Source organism: Paenarthrobacter aurescens (assembly GCF_025421775.1).
Lineage (GTDB): Bacteria > Actinomycetota > Actinomycetes > Actinomycetales > Micrococcaceae > Arthrobacter > Arthrobacter aurescens_B.
Genome location: NZ_JAOEFX010000001.1, coordinates 454944 through 477176, shown reverse-complemented (window position 1 = coordinate 477176; position 22233 = coordinate 454944). Strand labels below are relative to the sequence as shown.

Sequence of the window (22233 nt, the reverse complement as noted above, 5' to 3'; positions counted from 1 at the left end):
TTCTCGACACGCTACGCGGATTCAGTGAGGTATCAGGCGCGACCAGCTACGTTCCGTTGTGAAGGGAACCCAGGTGATCCCCGGCCAGTCGAGCCCCCCTCCTGATGGAGGAAGGCCCGGCTGCTTCGTTGGTTAATGTCCGCCGTCCGCCGCTGCCTTTTTCTTCGAGATTTTCTCGGCGTCCTTTTCTGCGCGCAGAGCATCCGCGTCGTGCTGCTCTTCGGCCTTCTCCTGGTGGATGACCTCCGCGAAGAGTTTCTCCATTTCCTTGGCGACTCCAGCTGCAGAGGCCGGGTTCTGGCCGGTTACGAGCCGTTCGTCGACTACCACCTTCTCCTCAAAGACACCTGCGGAGACGTGGTTCGCACCCTGTTCCACCAGCCGGTCCGCCAGGAAGAACGGGATGACCTTTTCCTTGCCCGCGGCCACTTCCTCGTCGTTGGTGAAGGCGGCTACGTCCCGACCTTGGACCAGTCGGAACCCGTTCGCCAATTCCACGTTCAGCAGGCCAGCCGGACCGTGGCATACCGCGCCCACCAGGCCGCCGGCGTCGTAAACGCTGGCTACGAGTTTCTGCAAGCCTTCGCTGTCCGGGAAGTCCCACATTGTGCCGTGGCCTCCAACAAGGTAGAGGGCGTCATACTGGCCGGGATCAACAACCTCCACGCGGGCCGTGTTGTAGAGACCGGCACGGGTGGTCTCGTCCTCCGTGAAGGCAACCTGGATGGGATCATCCGGGTCCACCTCGTCGCGCGGGGGTTGGCCGCCCTGGATGGACGCAAAATCGACGAAGTGACCGGAATCCTTAAAGACCTTCCAAGGGTGTGCAGCCTCGGCGACGTTGTAGCCGGTCTTCTCTCCCGTATCGCCGATCTCGGAAACGCTGGTCAATACCATGAGGATTTTCTTCATGAAGTGCTCCTTTCGTCCAACTTCCACACTACGCCCCGACGAATTCCGGTCCTTGGCCGGTGGGACCGCGGAACATTTGCCCTTTGTGCCACCAATCACTGGCAGGAAATATGCAGAATCGGGGTTGTCACCGGCATAGTTAAGATTCATGGCTTGCACTTATGGGTACAGTCACCGCATAAATGCAGGATGTAGACGAACAGGGGCTCCACTTGGCAGGGAATGCAACCTTCCGGCACAGCAACACCGCGTTGCTCTCCGTGAGCAGTGTCGAGGCTCCGAGAATCGTGAGTTCCACGGATTTCGACCGCAAGTTGGCTTCGACCCTGCAGCGGTTAAAGTTCCCGCCGCGACTGCTTGAGCGTGTTGCGGGCATCACGCACCGCCGCTGGTGGGCCGCCGGGACATCATTCGATGACGCTGCGGTAGAGGCCGGGGCCAAGGCCTTGGCTGAGGCCGGCGTCGAAGCGTCCGAGGTCGGCCTGCTGATTAATACTTCGGTTACGAGGCGCAACCTTGAACCATCCGTGGCGGTCAAGATCCACCATGAACTCGGGCTGCCGTCCTCTGCCATGAACTTCGATGTGGCCAACGCTTGTCTTGGGTTCGTGAACGGCTTGATCCTGGCAGCCAACATGATCGACTCCGGCCAGATCAAATACGCAGTCATCGTCAACGGCGAAGACGCCCAGGTCACCCAGGAGGCCACGCTCGCGCGCCTGCAGCGTCCTGAAACCACCCGTGAAGACTTCAACCGGGAGTTCGCCACTCTCACGCTTGGCTCCGGGGCAGCCGCAGCCGTCCTGGGACCCGCCGACGAGCACCCGGGGGCACATCTTCTTGTCGGCGGCGTGATGCGGGCCGGCACCGAACACCACGAACTGTGCGTGGGAGGTATCGACGGCATGACCACCGATACGAAAGGCTTGCTCGACGGCGGGCTGCAGCTCGTGGTCGATGCCTGGCACGAAGCCAAGCCGGAATGGGACTGGGCCGCGATGGACCGGTATGTCACGCACCAGGTCAGCAATGCCTATACGCAGGCGATCATTAATGCCATTGATCTGGACCCGGACAAGGTTCCCATCACCTTCCCGCACTGGGGCAACGTGGGACCGGCCTCGCTCCCCATGACGCTTGCAGCCCAGGCGCAATCGCTGACCTCCGGTGACAGGGTCTTGTGCATGGGCGTAGGTTCCGGGCTGAACGCAGGGATGGTTGAAATAGTTTGGTAGCCACCACGTGGCCGGGGATCGATCCTGAGTGGTCCCGGATAATCAGCGTAGCGTCCACCTCAGCTGTCGACGTGCCGGGAACGGTGCGCAGTTGGCACCTGTTGGACAACGGCGCCCAGCTCGCCCGCCTTGGCCTGACTCCAGCAGGTACCCTGCTGTGCGTGCACGGCAACCCCACCTGGTCCTATCTGTGGCGGACGCTGGTGGCTGCCGGATCCAATCCCGCACACCCATGGCGCGTTATTGCGGTGGACCAATTGGATATGGGCTACTCCGAGCGGAGCGGCACCTTCCGGCGGCTGGCAGATCGGATCAATGACCTCGGCGACCTCACCGACACGCTGGGCCTGGACGGTCCGGTGGTTACGGTGGGCCATGACTGGGGCGGGGTCATCAGTCTGGGGTGGGCCCTTGCGCACCCACAGCAGGTCACCGGGGTGGTGTTGACGAACACAGCGGTCCACCACGCTTCCGATTCGGCGCTCCCGCCAGCCCTTCGGCTTGCATTGCACCCCGCCGTGCATCGGTGGGGCACAACCACCTCGGATGCCTTTCTGCGCGTGACACACTCGTTGGCGCAGCCGCCGTTGCCCACAGACGTCCGAAAAACCTATATGGCCCCCTACCGTGGAGCCGCCCGCCGGTCCGGGGTGGGCAACTTTGTGGCGGATATTCCAGCAGACGCCTCCCATCCCAGCTACCCGGCGCTCAACAACGTCGCTGAAGGTTTGCGGTCGCTGAAAGTCCCGGCCCTGATGCTCTGGGGTCCCCGGGACCCCATCTTTTCCGACCGTTATCTGAAGGACCTGGTCAGCCGTCTTCCACACGCCGACGTGCATCGCTTCGAAGGTGCCGGACACCTCGTGGCGGAGGACCGAAACATCGACGCCCCTGTTTTCCAATGGCTGTCCGCGAACGGCGGTGTCTCCAACGGCGGGTCCACGGACAAAAGCGTTCCAGCGACCGTTGGCCAAGGACTGAACGTTGCGGCCGACGGCAAACCGGGGGAGTTCCGGCCCCTGTGGGCCCCGCTCAGTGAGCAGGCGACAGGGCCGGCGCAGGGTGATACCGCAGTCGCGGAAATGGCGCCGGACGGCAGCGTCAGCCGCTCGCTCAGTTGGCAGCAGCTGGACAACAGAATTCTGGACCTCACCGCGGGCTTGTGGGAGGCCGGGGTCAAAGCCGGGAGCCGTGTCAGTCTGATGGTTCCGCCGGGCGTGGACCTGACCGTGGCCCTCTACGCCTGCCTGAAGCTGGGCGCGGTGGTGGTTGTGGCGGACGCCGGGCTGGGAACCAAAGGCCTCAGCCGTGCGGTCAAGGGGGCTACCGCAGATTTCCTCATCGGAATCGACAAGGCCCTGGCGGCCGCTTCGGTGCTCGGATGGCCTGGACGGCGCATCAGCGTGCAGGACCTGCCGGCAGCCCGCCGTCGAATGTTGGGCGTGGAAACGTCCCTTGCCGCCTTGGCCAGGCAGGGTGCCAGCCGAGGGGCAGCGTTGCCGACGCACCCTGTGGATCCAACTGCACCGGCCGCGGTGCTGTTCACATCGGGGTCCACCGGTCCCGCCAAGGGTGTCCTCTATACGCACCGTCAGCTGGCCGCCATGCGGGACACAGTGGCCGAAACGTTCGGGATCCGTTCCGGTTCGCGGCTCGTGGCGGGCTTCGCCCCATTCGCCTTGCTGGGGCCGGCTCTTGGGGCCGTTTCGGTGACGCCGGCCATGGACGTTACTGCGCCCCGGACCCTGACTGCACGCGCGCTGGCGGACGCCGCAGCGGCCATCAACGCAACCGTGGTCTTCGCTTCACCAGCGGCACTGCACAACGTCGTCGCCACCAAGGACACCCTGAGTGTGGCGGGGCATAAAGCCTTGGACGGCGTAGGGCTGCTCCTGTCTGCGGGCGCACCGGTTCCTGGGCCTCTCCTTGCCGAGGTCCAAACCCTGTTGCCCCGCGCCTCCCTGCACACCCCCTACGGGATGACCGAGGCCCTGCCAGTCACCGATATCAGTTTGGGAGAGATCCGGGACGCAGAGGCCGAAGCCGTTGCCGGAACTGTCGCGGGTGCTGGCAACGGCGTCTGCGTGGGTAAGCCTGTCCACGGGGCCCGCCTGGCCGTGGTGCCCTTGGCCGCGGATGGCACCGCACCCGGGTCCGGTCTCGTGACCGAGGCGGCCGTGACCGGCGAGATTCTCGTCAGGGCGGCGCACGTCAAGGAAGCCTACGACAGGCTCTGGCTGACCCAGCAGGAGAGCGCCACTTTCCCGGGATGGCATCGCACGGGCGATGTGGGGCACTTCGACGCCGTTGGCCGGCTCTGGGTGGAAGGACGTCTCGCACATGTCGTGACAGCACCAGATGCCGTGGTGACTCCCGTGGGTGCTGAGCAGGCCATCGAGCGGCTTGACGACGTCCGGCTGGCTGCCATCGCCGGGGTGGGGCCGTCAGGCACGCAGGCCGTCGTCGCCGTCGTCGAGACGGTTCCTCCGTCGCGGAAACCCGGGCCTGCTTCGCCGCAGCTCGCCGGGCGTGTCCGCGAGGCGGCATCCGAGGCTGGGGTCAACGTTTCCGCAGTGCTCGTGGTCCCTGCACAGCCCACCGACATCCGGCATAACGCCAAGATCGACAGGTCCCGCCTGTCCCGCTGGGCTTCACGCGTGCTGGCCGGCGGTCGGCCGGGGGCGCCATGAGAGTCCTTGTCACGGGTGCCAGCGGCCTGCTGGGAAGCGAAGTGGCCCGCCTTCTGGTCTGCCAAGGTCATGCCGTTTCCACGTTTCAGCGCCGCCCTTCAGGAGTCGACGGCGCTGCGGACTTCAGCGGGTCTGTCACGGATGATGCCGTGCTGAGGCGAGCGGTCGAGGGGGCTGAAGGGGTCATCCACTTGGCCGCGAAGGTATCTTTTGCGGGCAGCGCCGCTGAGTTTCATGAGGTGAATGTTGAGGGGACGCGCCGCCTGATCCATTGCGCGCGTGCGGCTGGGGTGCGGGACATGGTGTTCGTCTCCTCGCCGTCGGTGGCGAACTCCGGCCTTGCAATCGCCGGGCTGGGGGCGGAGCCTGCCGATCCGCAGCATGCGCACAGCAACTACTCCCGCACCAAGGCCCAGGCGGAGTTGCTGGCGTTGGCAGCGGACGCTCCGGAATTCCGGGTTGCAGCGGTGCGCCCTCACATAGTGTGGGGTCCAGGCGACACCCAATTGGTGGAGCGTGTCCTGGCACGCGCACGCCGCGGCCGCCTGCCGCTGCTCGACACCGGAGCCGCCCTCATCGACACCACCTACGTCGACAACGCCGCTTCGGCCATTGTGGCTTCGCTGCACCGCATGGAACACGTCCGTGGCAAGGCCCTGGTGGTGAGCAACGGTGAGCCCCGGCCAATTGGCGAACTGCTTGCGGGGATATGCGATGCCGGGGGAGTCAGGGCGCCGTCGTGGGCTGTTCCGGGTGGGCTTGCCAGGACGGCGGGCTCCGTCGTGGAAAAGCTTTGGACCTGGACAGGCCGGACCGAGGAGCCCCCGATGACCAGGTTCCTCGCTGAGCAACTCTCTACTGCGCACTGGTTCGATCAGCGTGAGACGCGGAAGCTTCTCAACTGGACACCGGCAGTTTCCCTTGATGCAGGCCTGGCGAGACTGGCTGAGCACTACGGTTCCACATCGGCGCTGCCTGGTGATGAAACCCCGGGCTGGGAGAAGCCGTATTCAATGCTGGCGCAAAAGCGCAAATAAGAGGCCGGTCAGGCGCAAGGTCTGACCGGCCTCCCTTGCCGACGCAGCTAGATGGGCTGGATGTTCTCCGCCTGGGGACCTTTGGGACCCTGCGTGATATCGAACTGGACCTTTTGGTTCTCGTCCAGCGAGCGATAGCCACTCGATGTAATTGCTGAATAGTGGGCAAACACGTCTGGGCCTCCATCATCCGGTGCGATGAATCCAAAGCCCTTTTCGGCGTTAAACCACTTGACTGTCCCTGTTGCCATGCTTGTTTCCTTCACGGGTCGCTGGTCGGTCCCGCTCGTCGGATTGCCGTCCCCGCCACTCACGTTATTGAGCCTATTGGCCGGTTCTGCATGGGGCAACAGGTTTGCCCCAACAGAAAGGAAAATCCCCCTCATTCCTTGTCATACCTTGTCGGGGAATCCTAAGCATGCTTAGCTCAATGTCTGGACAAGAGGGGGAGTGCCATGCCCAAGACAGGCAAGAACAACCATGCCCGCAAAGGCGAATTGCCATCGACCCTGCAACGCTCGGATCAGAAGGCGCAGAATACTTTCGCCAAGACCTATGATTCGGCGATGGAGTCTTACGACAACGACGAGAGCCGGGCTGCCCGGACCGCGTTCGCCTCGCTGAAGCACAGCTACGAGAAGGTGGGCGACCATTGGGAAGCCAAGGAAGAGCCCGGACCTTCGGATGCGCACGCAAAAGAGGGCGTTGACTCCAGCAAGCCCACGGCCGGGGGCGTGGATGCCAACGCTTCCAAGGAGCATCTCTATCAGCGCGCGCGGGAGCTTGATATCAAGGGCCGTTCGACGATGGACAAAGGCGAACTTGTGAAAGCGCTGCAGAAGGCCAATGACGCAGCAACCCGGAAGGCGCTTGAAGGCTGATCCCGGCGCGAAATTCGCAGGCGACCACGACGTCGTGAAAGGGCCCCGCAGCTTCCTACTTACCGGTGAGTTCGGCCGGGCGGCGTCGAAGGGTCTTGGTGATGGACAGTTTGCTGGAGTACTGGATTGAGCCGTACCGGAACAAGTGGACTGCCAGCCGCAGGATCAGGATCCCCAGGGTAAAGAGCATGGCAATGATCAAGATCGCCTCACCTGTGCCCAGCGTCCCGAAGCCGTTGCGGAGCATGGCAGTGACCGGGGCCGACAGGGGGAAGTAGGTGAACACCTGCACGATGGGCGCAGTGGGGTCTGAAAGGATCAGGCTGATGGCGTAGAACGGGACAAAGATCAGCGCCATGAGCGGACCGAAGATGACACCGGCCTCCTTCGCGGTGGGCATGACCGCCCCGATGGCGACCAGCACGGCGGTGAACAGGGTAAACCCGCCCAGCAGCAACAGGGCGCCGATGATCAGCGGGCCGGGTTCGAACGTCAGGCTGGACAGGTCGAAGTCGGGCATTGCCAGCCGATCACGGAAGAACATGTAACCGATGATGACCGGAGCCAGGAACACCGAAATCTGCACAAGGCCAATCATGAAGAGGGAGATGATTTTTCCGACGATCAGCGTCGTGGGGTTCAGCGTTGTGAGGATCATTTCAGTGACCCTGTTCTCCTTCTCCTCCAGGGTGCTGTTCAGCATCTGGTTGGAAAGCAGGAGGATGACGACGTAGAACAGCAGCAGGAACATCAGCGGTGGAAGAGCTGAGCCGAACCCGCCGAATACTTTCCCGTCCCGGAATGTCTCGGTCTGGACCTTCACCTCACCTGCGGCGGCAGCAGTGAGTTCCGGGGAATTGATGGTGGTTTGCGCGGCAACGGACAGAAGTTGCTTTGCGACCGCTTCGTAAGTGTTGTTGGCAAACACGCCTTTGTCGGCCCCGTAGACCTGGATGGTGTCGGTGGCTGGATTGGCCGGGTAAGCGAAGTACGCGTCACTGCGTCCGGCCTTCACATCGGCCAAGGCGGTATCGGGATCTGATGCTTTTTTCCCTCCCATGGAGGCCGCCAACGTCTCCGGAATGATCCCGGATGCGTCCGTGAACGTGAAATCGAGGGTGGCGTTCTTTTGGGCCTGGGCGGAAGCGGATGTGGACGTGTTGCTGGCAAAGATCAGCACGAAGATGATGGCCATGACTACCGGGATGGCCAGGGTGGCGATCCAGAAGCGTGGCTTCTTGACGGTTCTGGTGAATTCAAAACCGACGACGGTACCAAGGTTGTGCCGGCTCAGTGGGGAGCGCTTGGCCGGCGCGGGAGCAGTTGAGTGTGAGGGTTTGGTGGTTGTGCTCATCTCAGGCCTCCGCCAAGCTGTTCTGTTCGCCGTAGACGCTGATGAATATTTCCTCCAGTGAGACCCGCTCAGTGCTGAAATTGCGGACACCGACGCCAGCGTTGATGAGCTCGCGGATCACCATGGTTTCGGTCGCACCCGGGCGCGGGGCGAGATCAGCTGTTCCGGGAGCTAGCGAGGCGATGTCATACAGCGGCGAGGCTGGAATGCGTCCTTCAAACGTCAGCCGATAGACGGTGCCGCCGAACTGATCCTGGACATCGGAGACAGTACCGTACGCACGGGAGGTCCCGTCTTTGAGGAGAATCACCCTGTCGCAGAGGCGTTCAACTTCTTCCATCTGGTGGGTGACCATAATGACGGTCGCGCCGGCGAGCTTCTGTTCTTCGATGATGTCCATCAGCAACCGGCGGTTAACGGGATCGAAGCCCTTGGTCGGTTCGTCCAGGATGAGCAACTCAGGGCTGTTCATGATGGTCACGCCCAGTTGGACCTTTTGTTGCTGGCCACCGGAGAGCTTGTCCACGTTCTGGTTCGCCTTGTCGGCCAGCATTACCCGCTCCAGGTACTCCAGGGACCAGGCCCGGGCTGCAGCTTTGGATAATCCTTTGAGTCGGCCGAAATAGACCATGACGTCCAGGACGTGTTCCTTTTTGTACAGGCCCCGTTCTTCCGGCAGGTACCCAAGCCGGGCGCCATCCCGGGGCTCGAATGGCTTTCCTTCGATGTGCAGGGTTCCGGCGGTTGGTTGGTAGATACCCAGCAACGCCCTCAAGGTTGTGGTTTTGCCCGAGCCGTTGCTGCCCAGGAAACCGAAGGTCTCCCCGGCCTGAACATCGAAGGAGAGGTCTTTGATGACCGTGGTCTCCCCGAAGTCCATCCTGAAATCCCGGATATGGACAAGCGGCTCGTTGGCCGCGTCCCCTGCAGTCATGTCTTTCACTCTACAAAGATTTTCGTAAAAATCGCGTCACGATTCGATTCCAGCCTGCACTGTAACCGTAAGGGGAGCTCCAACCTGATCAATGGCCGGTCGAGTGCATGGAGTTCCGGCTCAACGATAGGTGATTCACCGTCGCGGAATTTCAGGTCAGATGGTCGAAGTCACCTCGCGCCCACGCCGCGTGCCTCTCCGCAGAAGCGTTCAGAATGGCTTTGGCATCGGCGGCCACGACATTGTTGAAGTTGCCGTAAATGCGGTCGAAGGTGAGCGTGCCCAGCTGCGCCGCGATCCGCAGCGCCACCGGGCCGGACAGCGGCAGGCGATTCGGGTAGCTCCGCATGAAGGCGATGGAGCGGCGGTCCGGATTCGGAAACACGCTGTCGCCGGTCAGCAAAACACCCCTGCCCCCTGCACCGGCAGCCCAGTGCGCCACCGCGCTGCCTGGAAAGTGTCCGCCGGTTTGGTGCAGCGTCAGCCCTTCGGTGACGGTTTTGCTGTCGGACCAGTAGCTGATGACCGGATCCACACGTCCCAGCCATTGTCGGTCTGCGTCGGCCACAAGTACGGGGACGCCGCCGAGCCGGCGTGACCATTCGACCTGCACACCGAACATATGCGGATGGCTTGCTGCTATCGCGAGGACCGGACCGTACTCGAGCACGGTCTCCACAGCGTTGTCGTCCACGTATCCGACTGGATCCCACAACAAGGAACCATTGGGGGCCACCACAAGCTGGGCTGTCTGGCGGATTCCGACTTTCGGATCCGTACTGATCCCGATAAGTCCCGGCTCGTTCTCTTCAAACGATACTTTCCGGCCATCCTGCATCAGCTCGTCCAGAGTAAGCCACTGTTGTCCAACTTCGGGCACGTACTGCCGTTCATCGGTGCAGATTGGACACAGCCCGGGAACAGGTTCGTCACGTTCTACGGCACACGCCGCGCAGATCAGCATCGATGGTCCTCCCGGAGCGATCCTTGTCCTGCTGTTCGCCTTGCGCCGCAGGCTGGTTGGCCCAGAATATTGCACCAGGCGACCCGTCAGGAAGGGCACGGTTCCATCGCGACAGTGTTGCCAAAGCGAATCGACAGGATCAGAGTGGGATAAGCCTGATCCTGTGCACGATCCTGGTGACGTGCACCTGCCGTGGAGGTCGACCATGAGCACCACATCCGACAATGACTTCGAGGCCCCGGCCGCCAACGAAGAACCTCAACTCAAACGCGTCCTGGGACCCAAGCTCCTGCTCCTCTTCATCGTCGGCGACATCCTTGGAGCGGGCGTCTATGCAGTCACCGGGACAATGGCCGGAACAGTCGGCGGCATCGTCTGGCTGCCGTTCCTTCTCGCATTCATCGTTGCGACACTCACTGCGTTTTCCTACTTGGAACTGGTCACGCAGTACCCCCAGGCAGCAGGTGCCGCGCTCTACACGCACAAAGCCTTCGGAATCCACTTCGTCACGTTCCTCGTGGCGTTCGCCGTGGTCTGTTCCGGCATAACCAGCGCGTCGACCTCGGCCAATGTCCTCGCCCAGAACCTCTTCGGTGGCTTGGAGGTCAACGGCTGGATGGGCGCCCCCGACCGGGGCTGGATTACTGCGGTCGCAGTCGGATTCATGCTGCTTCTGGCCGTGATCAACCTGCGCGGTGTCGGCGAGAGTGTGAAGTTCAACGTCGTGCTGACGCTGGTTGAGGTTGTCGCCTTGTGCATCGTGATCGGCGTCGGCTTTTTCGTGATGGCCCAAGGGACGGGCAACATCCAGGAAATCACAGTGTTTACCGACTACCAGGACAAGGGACTGTTCCTGGCGGTTACTGCAGCGACCTCCATCGCCTTTTTCGCGATGGTCGGTTTCGAGGACTCGGTGAACATGGTCGAGGAGACAAAGAACCCCGAGCGGATCTTCCCGCGCACCATGCTGACGGGACTCGGCATCGCGGTTCTCCTTTACATGCTCGTAGCGGTGTCTGTTGTCAGCGTACTCACTCCTGCGGAGCTTGGTGGGATCAGGGAAGCCGAAGGAGCCGCACTCCTGGAAGTCGTGCACAAGGGATCGCCGGACTTCCCGATCGATAAGATCTTCCCGTTCCTTGCTGTCTTCGCTGTGGCTAACACAGCACTGATCAATATGCTGATGGCCAGCCGCTTGATCTACGGGATGGCCAGGCAAAACGTCCTGCCGCGAGGCCTGGGAAAGGTGTTGCCTGGGCGCCGTTCACCGTGGGCCGGCATCACGTTTTCCACCGTTCTCGCCCTCGGACTGATCTGGTACGTCAGCCTCGATCCGGAAAGCAACATCGTGGCCAATCTTTCGGGGACAACGGCATTCCTGCTGCTGTGCGTGTTCACGGTGGTCAACGTGGCGTGCGTCGTACTCCGCCGCAAGAGGGACCCTGACCGCAAGGTCTTTTTCACCTCGCCGGGGCAGTTGCCCTTGGTTGCGGCCGTTCTGTGTGCCTTCCTCGCGGGTCCCTGGGTGGGTAGAAACCCCATCCAGTATCAGGTGGCCGGCGGCCTGATGGCCATCGGAGTTGTGCTGTGGGTGATCACATGGCTTATCACCAGGAAGTCCAACGCCAGAGTTGGTCCAACGGACCAGTGAACAGTGACCAGTGACCAGTGACCAGTGACCAGCCCAGCCAAACCGACCAGCCCAGCACCGATCCTCCGGTGGCGGCGGACGAGGCCACAACGCTGCTGGGTTTCCTGGAGCGGCAGAGGGCGACGTTTGAATGGAAGGCCGGTTCGCTGGACTCGGCCAGCTTGCGGGCGAGGCTCGCCCCGTCATCGATGACATTGGGCGGACTGCTCAAGCACCTGGCCCGCTTCGAAGATGATATGTCCACAGAGTGGCTGCATGGCCGCAGCCAGCTTCCCCCTTGGAATGCCGTCGACTGGCAGGCCAATCCTGACTGGGACTGGGACTCGGCTGCCGAGGAGACGCCTGCGCAACTGTATGGACGGTGGCGTGCGGCTGTAGCCCGTTCTCGTGCCCTGTTCGCGGAGGCGATGGCGGATGCTGGTCCGGGCAGGCAGGGCACCATCGCTTCGCGTCCTGACATTGAGCTGCCCAGCCTGCGCTACATCCTCCTGAATATGATCGAGGAATACGCCAGGCATAATGGCCATGCCGACCTCATCCGCGAATCCGTGGACGGGCTCGCGGGACAGGACCCACCCCGCCAGGAACCTCCGTAGGAGGGTTCCGCGAAAAAGATCATCATGCTTACTATTGTGGAGCGCTTGAAGTCAGAGCTGGCAACCACACATTGGAGCGGACATGGCACTGAGCAAGGGAACCCGCGTCGAGTGGAATACCTCCCAAGGCAAGACGCACGGAAAGATTGTGGAAAAGAAGACCAGCGATTTCGTGCTGGACGGCAATACCCATCGGGCCACTGAAGACGAGCCCCAATACGTGGTGGAGTCGGACAAAACCGGCGCCAGGGCGGCGCACAAAAGCTCCGCGCTGACTGAAAAGAAGTAGCACGATGGCCCATCAGCATGACGTGGTGATCATAGGCGGCGGCAATGCGGGAGTGTCGCTGGCGGCCCGCTTGGCGAGATACGGGGTGCGGGATATTGGCATCATTGAACCCAAGGAGCACCACCTCTACCAGCCGTTGTTTTCCCATATTGCCGGCGGCAGGGCTGAGGTCAAGGAGGCTGTCCGCAGCCAAGCGTCGGTGATGCCCAAGGGTGTTGCCTGGATCAAGGACCATGCAGTTGACGTGGACGCCAAGGCCCGGGCCGTGACTCTGGCATCCGGCGATAACGTGGGTTATGGGCACTTGGTGGTCTGTCCCGGGCTGCAGTATGGATGGGATTCCGTTCCGGGATTGGCCGAGGCCGTCCATTCGCCGTATGGCGCGTCCCACTACGAATTCGAACTCGCTCCCAAGCTGTGGTCGCTTTTGAGCGGCCTGCGGTCCGGCACTGCGGTATTCACGATGCCTTCCGGGCCGATTAAATGCGGGGGCGCCAGCCAAAAACCGATGTACCTGGCCTGTGACTATTGGCGGGAACAAGGTGTCTTGGAAAAGATCCGGGTAGTCATGGTCCAGCCCTATCCCACAGTCTTCGGCGTCCCGGAGGTGGATAAGGAACTTGATCGGAAAATCGCCGAATACGGCATTGAGCTCCGGACAAACAGCGAACTGGTGGCGGTGAATCCTGCCAGCCGGCAGGCCACCATCCGCAACAACGTCACGAACACTACAGAGAACCTGACCTACGATGTCCTCAATGCCGTCCCGCCGCAGTCGGCGCCGGATTGGCTCAAGGAAACGGATCTGCCGGCGCCCGGCCTGCGGGACGGGTTCGTTGAGGTGGATACGGAAACGTTGCGCCACGTCCGCTACCCCAACGTTTGGTCCTTGGGCGATGCTGCAGCTACTGCCAACTCAAAGGCCGGTGGAGCGTTGCGGAAACAGACCAAGGTGCTGGCAACAAACCTCGTGGCTGCGCGGAAGGGCCACCCGCCCACTATGAAATACAACGGATACTCGGTGTGCCCCATCACCGTTTCGCGCAACACAGTGGTCTTCGCCGAATTCGATGACCACTATCGCCCGATGCCCACCCTCCCGAAGGTGCCCACGTGGAAGGAGAGCCGGTTGGCGTGGTGGGTGGACCGCATCATGTTCCCGCAGGTTTACTGGCACCTGATCCTGAAGGGTCGGGCATAAGGCCAGGCGCTCGTTTTCCGGGCCCACCGCCGAGCCAATTCACTACGGCCGGGATGAGATCCGCCGGTGCCCTGCTGTGGTTGATTTGCCCCGTATCCAGCGTCAAAACAATGAAGTCCAGCATGAGCTCCGACACTTCGTCCGGCAATTCCTGGGGGAATTCGACTGCTTGCTCCGCCGCCGATCAGCAGTGTTGGAGCGGTGATATCGGGCAAGTGTGCCCGTCACCGCCGTGTCGGGTCGTTGACTTGCCGTGCGATGGCCGGGACGGCTGCCCAGCCGAATGGCAGCTCGCCTTCCGGCTGTTCGGGCAGCGGGCGGTCCCGTGGATAGGGCGGAGGGGCGTCCTCGACAACCAGCCGGGCAATGACAATCAGCCGGGCAATCCTGCCTGGCTGGACCTGGGCGAGGAGATAAGAAACCGCCCCACCACGGGGTCCCGCTGACCTGAGGCTCAGCTATGGCGTAGGGCTGCCGCCATTGACGTTCAGGGTTTCACCCACCACGTAGCTGGACTCCGCCGAGGCCAGGAAGACATACGCCGGAGCCAGTTCGGCTGGCTGGCCGGCGCGGCCCAGGGGAGTGGACTGCCCGAATTCCGGGAGGGCCTCCTTGGGCTGGCCGCTACTCACCTGCAGCGGCGTCCAAATGGGGCCGGGCGCTACGGCGTTCACCCGAATGCCTTTGGGAGCGAGTTGCTGTGCCAGCCCTTTGGTGAAGTTGTTGATGCTGGCCTTGGTGGTGGCATAGTCCACCAGGGTGGGCGACGGGCTGTAGGCCTGGATGGATGTGGTGTTGATGATGGTGGAGCCAGCGGGCAGGTGTGGAAGGGCGGCCTTGGTCAGCCAGAACATGGCGTACACGTTGGTCTTCTGCGTATGGTCGAATTGTTCGTCGGTGATGTCGGCCAGGTTCTCCTGGGCCACCTGCTTGCCCGCGTTGTTGACCAGGATGTCCACTCCACCGAGGACAGCGACGGCGGTATCCACCACTTCCTGGCACGTGGCGGAATCCTTGAGGTCGCCGGGGACTTTTACGGCCTTACGGCCCGCGGCCTCGATGATGCCGGCAATTCGCGCTGCGTCTTCTTCCTCATCGGGAAGGTAGGAGAGAACGACGTCGGCCCCCTCGCGCGCGAAAGCGATGGCTGTAGCGGCTCCGATACCCGAGTCGGCCCCCGTGACGATTGCCTTGCGGCCTTCCAGCCGCCCGGTACCCCGATAACTCTCTTCGCCGAGATCCGCCTTGGGCGTCAGCTCCGCGTCGAGGCCGGGCTCGGCCTGGTGTTGTTTCGGTGGTGAGATCTGTTCGTAGGCGGTGACCGGGTTTCGGAACGTGTACTGATCAGTCATGTGGTCCTCCTGTTGTCATCGGGAAAACTGTCGACGGGCAAAACGCCACTAAAGCTAAGTAAGCTTATTGATTCCACCCTAAGGGTGCCCGCGTTCGTCTGCAAAGCTGCGTCCGAGGTCCCCGCTACGGCGCGGTGGGGGAAGCGCCCGACGGCGGAAGGTCGCCGTCGTGCTTCTGCGGGCTTTGTTCCGTACTGCTTTGGGGCGGAGATGCCTGGTGAGGGCCACGCCGTTCCCTCCGCTGCAACTGCCCAAGGGCCAGTAACGGAAACAGCAACACCGAGAGCATTCCTGCGCCAATGAGGGCGGACGAAATTCCGCTGGTGATGAAGCCGTGTTCCCGGCCAATGGTGGTCACAGCCACGATGATAGGCAGGCCCGTCGCCCCGAACAGCATAAGGGCCCGCTTCTCAGCGCGCGTGGATCCGGACGGAGCTGCAAGCAACGATGGCAGACCCCGGATCATCAGCAGGAGGACCAGGAACAGCGGGACCAGGGCCAGAGTAGCGGGGCTGGATGTCAGCGCACCCAAGTCAAAGTCGATTCCGGTGTCGATGAAGAAGATGGGCACCAGGAAACCGAACGCGACGGCGTCGATCTTCGTCTCAATGACTTGACGGTCCTCTTCAGGAGCACGCGCTATGGTGACTTGCCAGAGGACGCCGGCGGCGAATGCGCCCAACAGCATGTCGAGCCCCAACACCATGCTTAGTACAACCAGCGCGCTGAGGATCAACATGATGGAGCGCATGGCAAATTGGCTGCTGGTGTGCAGGGTCCTGGTGACTTGGGCATGGAACAACGTGTGCCGCGCCCGCGAGGCCAGGAATATGGCGACTCCGGTTAAGAGAACGAATCCCAGCAGTACCCCTGATGCCGTTCCCAGTTGCTTGCCACTGAAGAACAGCGAGATGGCAATCAGCGGGCCGAACTCGCCGACCGCCCCCAAAGCGGCCACGGCGATACCGATGTGCGACTTGGATTCACCGGCGTCGCGGATGATGGGAAGCAGGGTGCCCAGTGCTGTGGAGCAGAGGGCCACACCGATGATCACGGCAGCCTCGGGCGCAGGGGCGAGGGCAAAGCCGGCTCCAATGCCGGCTGCCAATGAGATGAGCCAGCCGGAGGAGGCCCGTTTGAGGGGCCGTCCGCGGATCGCGGCGAAATCGATCTCGTTCCCAGCCACGAAGAAGAGCATGGCCAGCCCGAAATCGGCCAGTGTGTCCGTAAACGCCGTGGACTCGATCCACCCCAGCAGGCTGGGGCCAAGCAAGATACCCAAAACGATTTCGAACACCACAATGGGCACCTTGACCACTCGATCGAGCAGCCGGGCGGCGATAGGCGCTACGACAGCCAATGCTGCGATGAGAACCAGCGACGCGGATAAGCCTTGCATCTCAGGAACCGGGACGGCCCGGCCACTCCTTGCCGGCCCATGGGTCGTAGTCTGCAAGGAGTTCCTCCTGCGGCGGACGCTCGGCCTCGGGGATGTGCTGCAGGTTTATGCGCACCCTGTACCAGAGCGAACTCGACCCACGCATCCCGTCAACAAGGATGTCCGCGGGGTGCAAAGCGGTTACGAGGTCCGCATGCCGTGCCTTCCACTCGTCCAGCGCAGCAAGAGCTTCAGGTTTGGTCTTCGTGCGGGCAACCTCGATGAGCGGCATCACCGACATCCGGCGACCGGCGCCGTCGCCGCTCCGGGGCGCTTTCTCCGCGGGGCCAAGCTCGGCAGCCAGGGCCAGCAGTCCGTCGAGTGAGCCCACCGCGTCATTGATTCCGCTGTGAGGGTCTCCCGCGTCCGCGAAACGCCCCGGCACAGTGAGCACCGTGAATTGATCCGGCCGGGCGGAACGAACTTCATTCCAGGTGAGCGGCATCGAGACGCGGGCATCGGGCAGGGAACGAACCGAGTACGCCGAGGCCACGGTGCGGTCCTTGGCGTTCTGGTTGAAGTCGACAAATACGCTTTCACCCCGTTCTTCCTTCCACCATCGCGCGGTGGCAAGGCCCGGGGCCCGGTTCTCCACTTCACGCGCCAATGTCTCGGCGGCGAGCCGTACGTCGCGGTAGGACCATTGAGGCGCGATCCGCACCAGGATGTGGAGCCCGCGCGAACCGCTGGTCTTCGGCCATCCGACGAGTCCGGCGTCGTCCAGCACCTCCTGCGCCACGTATGCGGTGTCCACGATCTGCGACCAGTCCACGCCTGGCATGGGGTCAAGGTCCACCCGGAGTTCGTCCGGGTGGTCGAGGTCCTCGGCGCGGACGGGGTGCGGGTTGAGGTCCAGGCAACCAAGATTCACCACCCAGGCCAGGCCCGCCGCGTCCCGGATGACGGTCTCTTCGGCAGACGTACCGGAGGAGTAGTGAAGCGTCGCCGTATCGATGAATGGTGGGTGGTTTTCGGGTACGCGTTTCTGGAAGAACGGTTCAGCGTCGATGCCCCTGGGGAAGCGTTTGAGGACCATGGGCCGCCCGCCGGCACCGCGCAGCGCACCATCTGCGACCGCAAGGTAATAGCGGACCAGATCGATCTTGGTCAGCCCGGGCAGGGGAAAAACCACCTTGTCCGGATGCGAGATACGAACCTCGACATCGTCAATGTCGAGGATCTCCGCCGGGCTCTTGGAGGGGCTCATGCGGTCACGCTAGCAACGAACAGCTGTCCCAGCCAGAGCAAAGCCAAGCCGACTATATTTGGCCATGTCAGTCCACCACCACAAACTGAGGGAGCCTGCACATAATGGCCAAGGAACTTGCCACCCAGCTCATCGAACAACTCCAGGCTGCCGGCGTGCAGCGGATCTATGGAATCGTCGGCGACAGCCTCAACCCGATCGTGGATGCTGTTCGCCAGACCGGAGGCTCGGCCAAGGGAGGCATCGACTGGATCCATGTCCGCCATGAAGAAGCAGCGGCGTTTGCTGCAGCGGCAGAGGCGCAACTGACGGGCAAACTCGCTGTCTGCGCGGGATCATGCGGCCCCGGCAACCTGCACCTGATCAACGGACTCTACGACGCCAACCGCACTGGCGCTCCGGTACTCGCCATTGCCTCGCATATCCCCAGCAAGCAGATTGGCAGTGGCTTCTTCCAGGAAACTCATCCGGACCGGCTCTTCAACGAGTGCTCTGTGTACTCGGAACTGGTGAGCACCGCCGAGCAAGCACCCAGGGTGATGCACAGTGCCATCCAGAACGCGGTTGGCCTGAGGGGAGTCTCGGTAGTCACCCTGCCAGGCGACATCGCCGGTCTTGAGGCTACGGCACCGACGCCCATGCCGGCAGCGTTCAGGACCGCCAGTTTGGTCCCCAATCCGGACAGCGTCCAGGAACTGGCCCAGGCCATTAACGACGCCGGTAAGGTGGCAATCTTCGCAGGTGCCGGCGTCGAAGGCGCGCACGACGAACTGATTGCATTGGCCGAACTGATCAATGCACCCATTGGCCACTCCCTGAGGGGCAAGGACTTCGTTCAGTACGACAATCCGTTCGACATCGGCATGACCGGGTTGCTCGGCTACGGCGCCGCGGCCGAGGGCATCGAGGACGCGGAGCTCCTGATCCTGCTTGGCACCGATTTCCCCTACGATCAGTTCCTGCCGGACACCCGGACTGCCCAGGTGGACCGGGCCGCACAGCGGCTGGGGCGGCGCACCGACGTCGACATCGCCATCCATGGCGACGTGCTGCCGACGCTCCAAGCCCTTCTGCCCTTGGTACAGCCGAAGAAGAACCGTCGTTTCCTTGACCAGATGCTCAAGAAACACGACCACCTGATGAACAAAGCTGTGGGCGCCTATACACGCAAGGTGGAAAAGAAGCAGCCGATACACCCGGAGTATGCTGCCTCGCTCCTTGACCAGATTGCCGCCAAAGACGCGATCTTTACGGCGGATACCGGTATGTGCAACGTCTGGACTGCCCGCTACATTAATCCGTTGGGCACGCGTCGGCTGATCGGCTCTTTCCTCCACGGTTCCATGGCCAACGCGCTTCCGCACGCGATTGGCGCGCAGGTGGCCTATCCCGGGCGGCAGGTGATTTCCGTATCGGGTGATGGTGGTTTGTCCATGCTGCTGGGTGAGCTGATCACCGTGGCCGCACACCAACTGCCGGTGAATGTGGTGGTGTTCAACAACTCCACCCTGGGAATGGTCAAGCTTGAGATGCTGGTGGACGGCCTTCCCGACTTCGGAGTGGACGTTCCGGACGCCAACTATGCCGCGGTGGCCAAGGCACTGGGTTTCCACGCCGTGCGGGTCACGGATCCCGCGGACATCGAGGCGGCGTACAGGGCCGCGTTCGCACATCCGGGTCCCTCATTGGTTGAGCTCATCACTGATCCGAATGCGCTGTCCATCCCGCCGAAAATATCCGGATCACAGGTCATTGGTTTTGCGACGGCCATGTCCAAAGTGGTCCTGAACCGTGGAGCAGGCGAAGCTGTCAGCATGGCGCGCAGCAACCTTCGAAACATCCCGCGCCGATAAGTCACCGACCCAGCACAGCGGCAAGGTAGGGTGCCGTCCGGCTTGCCTTGGAGCGCGCGACGACGGCGGGTGGCCCTGTGGCGATCACCTGGCCGCCCGCGTCGCCGCCGCCGGGTCCAAGGTCGATCACCCAGTCCGCGCCCGCCACTACGTCCATCTCGTGTTCCACCACGATCACGGTATTGCCGGCATCGACCAGCCTGTGGAGCTGTTTCATCAGCAGTTGGACGTCAGCGGGGTGCAGCCCGGTGGTGGGTTCGTCCAGCAAGTAGAGGGTGTGGCCACGCTGGACGCGCTGCAACTCGGTGGCAAGTTTGATGCGTTGGGCCTCGCCGCCGGACAGCTCGGTTGCAGGCTGTCCCAGCCTGAGATAACCCAGTCCTACTTCCTGCAGGGTTTGGAGGCTGCGCGAGACGGAGGGAAGCCCGGAGAGGAACTCTGACGCCGTGTTGACGGTCATGCCCAGGACCTCTGCGATGTTCCGGCCTCGGTAGGTCACTTGCAGCGTTTCCGGATTGAAGCGCGAGCCGTTGCACTCCGGGCAGGGGCCGTAGCTTCCGGGCAGGAACAACAATTCCACCGCAACGAACCCCTCGCCCTGGCACGTTTCGCAACGGCCTCCCGCGACGTTGAACGAGAATCGTCCTGCGTTGAACCCCCGGGCACGGGCGTCATCGGTGGCCGCGAACTCCTTCCGGACACCATCGAAGAGGCCCGTATAGGTGGCCAGGTTGGAGCGCGGCGTGCGGCCGATTGGTTTCTGGTCGACTTTCACCAGGCGGTCGAGCTGGTGAAGTCCGGACACGGATCCAGCGCCACGGGCCGTGGGGGGAACATCAACGTCGGTGGGCTCCGGGTGCAGCTCGGATCCAACCACCTCGGACAGGACATGACTGACCAAGGTGGACTTGCCCGAGCCGGAAACGCCGGTCACGGCCGTGAGCACTCCCAGCGGGAACTCCACCTCCAGATCCCGGAGGTTGTGCCTGGAAACCCCACGAAGTTCAAGCCACTCCTCCGTGGGGCGAGGTGCGGCGTGGCCCATCCCGGTGACTGGCCCGGCGTTGAACTTTGGACCAGCGTCGCTGGAAGCGTCGCGACCGTCCGGGAATAGGAAGGGCCTGGTCACGGAATCCTTGACGTGTTGCAACCCGTCCACGGGGCCGCTGTACAGGACTTTTCCGCCGCCTTCGCCGGCATGCGGTCCCACATCCACCAGCCAGTCGGCGGCGCGGACGAAGTCCATGTTGTGCTCCACCACGAAGACAGAGTTGCCGGAATTCTTGAGCTGATTCAGCACATCGAGCAGGGGCTCCGCGTCAGCCGGATGGAGTCCGGCGGATGGTTCATCGAGCACGTAGATGACACCGAACAGGCCAGAGCGCAGCTGGGTGGCAATCCTGAGCCTCTGCATCTCGCCGGGGGAAAGCGTTGGCGTTGCGCGACCAAGTGCCAGGTAGCCCAAACCCAGTTCCAACAGCACTGTGACCCGGCTGAGCAAATCGCGGGTGATGGCGACTGCTACCTCGTTGCCCTCTCCGGAGGTTTGCGTGCGGGACGCTGTGCTGGCCGCTGTCAGTTCCGCCGTTGGCCTGATAACCGTGGCCAGTTCGGTCATCGGGAGTGCGTTGAGCTCGGCGATGGTCTTGCCGGCGAACGTGACCGCAAGAGCCTCTGGCCTGAGCCCGCTGCCACCACACCGCGGGCATCGGCCGGTCTCCATGAAGCGGAGCACCCGGTCCCGCATGGTGGTGCTCTCGGAATCGGCCAGAGTGTGGAGGACGTAGCTCTTTGCGCTCCAGAAGCGGCCCTTATAAGGCTTGGCCACGCGGTCCCGTTGCGGGGTCACTTCCACCACGGGCTGCTCTTCGGTGAAGAGGATCCAGTCGCGGTCCTTCCTGGGCAGCTTCTTCCAGGGCTTATCGACGTCGTAGCCAAGGTGGGTGAGGATGTCGCGAAGGTTCTTGCCCTGCCACGCGCCGGGCCACGCGGCAATTGCGCCGTCCCGGATACTCAGCGATGGATCGGGAACCAGTGACGCTTCGGTGACCGTGTGGGCAATGCCCAAGCCGTGGCACTCGGGACAAGCTCCGGCGGCCGTGTTGGGGGAGAACGCATCAGAGTCCAGCTGGCTGGCGCCCGCCGGATAACTGCCGGCACGGGAGAAAAGCATGCGCAGGGAGTTGGAGAGCGTTGTCACTGTGCCGACGCTGGAACGGGCGGTCGCCGTGCCGCGGCGTTGTTGAAGTGCGACGGCGGGTGGCAGGCCCGTGATGGTCTCCACCTTGGGATTGTGGCCCTGTTGGATGAGGCGGCGCGCATAGGGAGCGACGGATTCGAAGTAGCGGCGTTGGGCTTCGGCAAAGATGGTGCCGAAGGCCAGTGATGATTTTCCCGAGCCGGAGACTCCGGTGAAGGCTACGATCGCGTCCCTGGGGACATCCACGTCCACGGTGCGGAGGTTGTTTTCGCGCGCTCCGCGGACCCTGACAAAACCATCTTCGGGGTCGGCAAACTGTGGTGTCGGCTGGTGGATAACGGGCCGTTGGGAATTTGTCAGTTCACTGTCCATCGATATGACTCTATCGGCGTCCGGTGGAAACCACCTCGTCCACCTGACCTGCCGCGTTTGCGGCAGG

Annotated in this window: 18 protein-coding genes; 9 read left to right on the top strand and 9 right to left on the bottom strand. The window is 62.7% G+C overall.

Going from position 1 to position 22233, the window contains the following annotated elements:
- Positions 1-132: 132 nt before the first annotated feature.
- A complete protein-coding gene (locus tag N7568_RS02240; protein ID WP_261608281.1) occupies positions 133-912 on the bottom strand; it encodes a type 1 glutamine amidotransferase domain-containing protein in 780 nt (259 codons plus the stop codon).
- A 182-nt stretch (positions 913-1094) separates the two neighbouring features.
- Between N7568_RS02240 and N7568_RS02235 the strand changes: the two genes are divergently transcribed.
- The 3 genes from N7568_RS02235 to N7568_RS02225 are packed head-to-tail and all read left to right on the top strand — an operon-like array spanning position 1095 to position 5874.
- Entirely contained in the window at positions 1095-2147 is a 1053-nt protein-coding gene (locus N7568_RS02235; protein WP_261608280.1) for a 3-oxoacyl-ACP synthase III, read from the top strand.
- On the top strand, positions 2141-4837 hold the full coding sequence (locus tag N7568_RS02230; protein WP_261608279.1) for an alpha/beta fold hydrolase: 2697 nt from the start codon (positions 2141-2143) through the stop codon (positions 4835-4837). Before N7568_RS02235 ends, N7568_RS02230 begins: the two co-directional genes overlap by 7 nt.
- Positions 4834-5874 (top strand): NAD-dependent epimerase/dehydratase family protein, encoded by a 1041-nt coding sequence (locus N7568_RS02225; protein WP_261608278.1) that lies wholly within the window; start codon positions 4834-4836, stop codon positions 5872-5874. Before N7568_RS02230 ends, N7568_RS02225 begins: the two co-directional genes overlap by 4 nt.
- A 47-nt stretch (positions 5875-5921) precedes the next feature.
- Here the strand turns inward: N7568_RS02225 and N7568_RS02220 are convergent, their stop codons facing one another.
- Entirely contained in the window at positions 5922-6125 is a 204-nt protein-coding gene (locus N7568_RS02220; RefSeq protein ID WP_261608277.1) for a cold-shock protein, read from the bottom strand.
- Positions 6126-6329: 204 nt separating this feature from the next.
- Here N7568_RS02220 and N7568_RS02215 point away from each other — a divergent pair, with 204 nt between their 5' ends.
- Entirely contained in the window at positions 6330-6755 is a 426-nt protein-coding gene (locus N7568_RS02215; RefSeq protein WP_261608276.1) for a ChaB family protein, read from the top strand.
- Positions 6756-6810: 55 nt separating this feature from the next.
- Here N7568_RS02215 and N7568_RS02210 read toward each other — a convergent pair whose 3' ends face one another.
- From N7568_RS02210 to N7568_RS02200, 3 genes are all read right to left on the bottom strand, one after another.
- Complete coding sequence (locus tag N7568_RS02210; protein ID WP_261608275.1) at positions 6811-8109, bottom strand: ABC transporter permease; 1299 nt, start codon at positions 8107-8109, stop codon at positions 6811-6813.
- 1 nt (position 8110) lies between these two features.
- Complete coding sequence (locus N7568_RS02205) at positions 8111-9043, bottom strand: ABC transporter ATP-binding protein (protein WP_261608274.1); 933 nt, start codon at positions 9041-9043, stop codon at positions 8111-8113.
- Between the two features lie 151 nt (positions 9044-9194).
- On the bottom strand, positions 9195-10007 hold the full coding sequence (locus tag N7568_RS02200; protein ID WP_261608273.1) for a hydrolase: 813 nt from the start codon (positions 10005-10007) through the stop codon (positions 9195-9197).
- A gap of 205 nt (positions 10008-10212) precedes the next feature.
- Between N7568_RS02200 and N7568_RS02195 the strand changes: the two genes are divergently transcribed.
- The 4 genes from N7568_RS02195 (at position 10213) to N7568_RS02180 (ending at position 13744) form a co-directional block, all read left to right on the top strand.
- Positions 10213-11658 (top strand): APC family permease, encoded by a 1446-nt coding sequence (locus N7568_RS02195; RefSeq protein WP_261608272.1) that lies wholly within the window; start codon positions 10213-10215, stop codon positions 11656-11658.
- 17 nt (positions 11659-11675) lie between these two features.
- Entirely contained in the window at positions 11676-12254 is a 579-nt protein-coding gene (locus tag N7568_RS02190; RefSeq protein WP_261608271.1) for a DinB family protein, read from the top strand.
- A gap of 82 nt (positions 12255-12336) precedes the next feature.
- Entirely contained in the window at positions 12337-12543 is a 207-nt protein-coding gene (locus N7568_RS02185; RefSeq protein WP_261608270.1) for a DUF2945 domain-containing protein, read from the top strand.
- Between the two features lie 4 nt (positions 12544-12547).
- Positions 12548-13744 carry an NAD(P)/FAD-dependent oxidoreductase gene (locus N7568_RS02180; RefSeq protein ID WP_261608269.1) on the top strand — a complete coding sequence of 399 codons (1197 nt, stop codon included), beginning with the start codon at positions 12548-12550 and terminating at the stop codon, positions 13742-13744.
- 458 nt (positions 13745-14202) lie between these two features.
- Here the strand turns inward: N7568_RS02180 and N7568_RS02175 are convergent, their stop codons facing one another.
- The 3 genes from N7568_RS02175 to ligD form a co-directional block, all read right to left on the bottom strand.
- Complete coding sequence (locus tag N7568_RS02175; RefSeq protein WP_261608268.1) at positions 14203-15096, bottom strand: glucose 1-dehydrogenase; 894 nt, start codon at positions 15094-15096, stop codon at positions 14203-14205.
- 124 nt (positions 15097-15220) lie between these two features.
- Positions 15221-16552 (bottom strand): cation:proton antiporter, encoded by a 1332-nt coding sequence (locus N7568_RS02170; protein WP_261608267.1) that lies wholly within the window; start codon positions 16550-16552, stop codon positions 15221-15223.
- The gene (ligD, locus tag N7568_RS02165; RefSeq protein WP_261608266.1) at positions 16497-17741 is read right to left on the bottom strand and encodes a non-homologous end-joining DNA ligase; all 1245 of its coding nucleotides are present in this window, start codon (positions 17739-17741) and stop codon (positions 16497-16499) included. Before ligD ends, N7568_RS02170 begins: the two co-directional genes overlap by 56 nt.
- 104 nt (positions 17742-17845) lie before the next feature.
- Between ligD and N7568_RS02160 the strand changes: the two genes are divergently transcribed.
- Complete coding sequence (locus N7568_RS02160) at positions 17846-19594, top strand: pyruvate dehydrogenase (RefSeq protein WP_261608265.1); 1749 nt, start codon at positions 17846-17848, stop codon at positions 19592-19594.
- 1 nt (position 19595) lies between these two features.
- Here N7568_RS02160 and uvrA read toward each other — a convergent pair whose 3' ends face one another.
- Positions 19596-22166, bottom strand: a complete 2571-nt coding sequence (uvrA, locus tag N7568_RS02155) for an excinuclease ABC subunit UvrA (protein ID WP_261608264.1) — start codon at positions 22164-22166, stop codon at positions 19596-19598.
- Positions 22167-22233 lie beyond the last annotated feature (67 nt).